The sequence below is a fragment of the Psychrobacter sp. genome, assembly GCF_036731945.1.
Classification (GTDB): Bacteria; Pseudomonadota; Gammaproteobacteria; order Pseudomonadales; family Moraxellaceae; genus Psychrobacter.
In genome coordinates this window covers 18698-19608 of the sequence record NZ_DAINDI010000023.1, presented here as the reverse complement: position 1 = coordinate 19608, position 911 = coordinate 18698, and the positions used below count along the sequence as shown (strand labels likewise).

General features: G+C 40.0%; 2 protein-coding genes. Both read left to right on the top strand.

All coding sequences use genetic code 11. The features are described 5' to 3' along the window. Positions 1–355, top strand: a 355-nt coding sequence (locus tag V7D75_RS06505) for an MFS transporter (protein ID WP_333613896.1), incomplete at its 5' end; no start/stop codon positions are given. A 298-nt stretch (positions 356–653) separates the two neighbouring features. After that, on the top strand, positions 654–911 hold a 258-nt coding region (locus tag V7D75_RS06500; protein WP_333613895.1), incomplete at its 3' end, for a DUF2058 family protein.

Below are 911 nucleotides of genomic sequence, written 5' to 3'. Positions count from 1 at the left end.
TGGCTATAACAGCCCGCAGCTAGTACTATATACTCTGATCGCGATTGCAGGCGCTACGACTATCGGCTCACAGATACTACTCTACACCTTTGTCGCACAGTATTATCCGACGAGTGTACGGACAACAGCTATGGGCTGGGCATCAGGTATTGGTCGTATTGGTGCTATCGTAGGTCCTATCTTAACTGGAGCCCTACTCACCCTTGAGCTAAGCCATCAAACAAACTTCTTGTTTATCGCGATACCAGGATTAATTGCAGCCACTGCTATTTTCCTTGTGAATTTAAGCGCAGCAGTGGATGGCAAAACAAACAAGGCACAACCAGTAACTTTAGATACGCCTATAGCAACCTAAATTTGACTAAACTCTATTTTTATTCAAGTATTTTTATATTACACCTATATAGCTTTTAGCGTACTCACGATGTGGGTGCGTCTTTTTGACAATTTGAATAAAAGCTTAGCTCTTTATCTTTAAACCTTATGTGAGAGATATTATGTACAATTACTTTTAAAATTATTCTTTTAAGGCGTAATGAACGATTTTTACGCCAGACTGTGACAGTACTGCGCAAAATTTGCTACCATAACCTTTTTAAACACTATAATTTCAGATTTAGGCAATTTCACTTAGGTACTTAGGTAATACAGACATGGCCAAAAACGCCCTACAAGAACAACTCTTAAAAGCTGGATTGGTGGATAGCAAAAAAGCCAAAAAAATCAGCAAACAGTCGCAGCATGCCAAGCGCACTGGCGACGCCTCAAATCTTGAAGCCAAAAAAGCCTTGGCAGACGCTCAAGCCAAAAAAATAGAAAAAGACCAAAAGCTCAATCAAGAAAAACAGCAGCTTTTAGAAGAAAAAACGCTCCGAGCCAACGTCATTCAAATGATTAGGCAACACCAGATT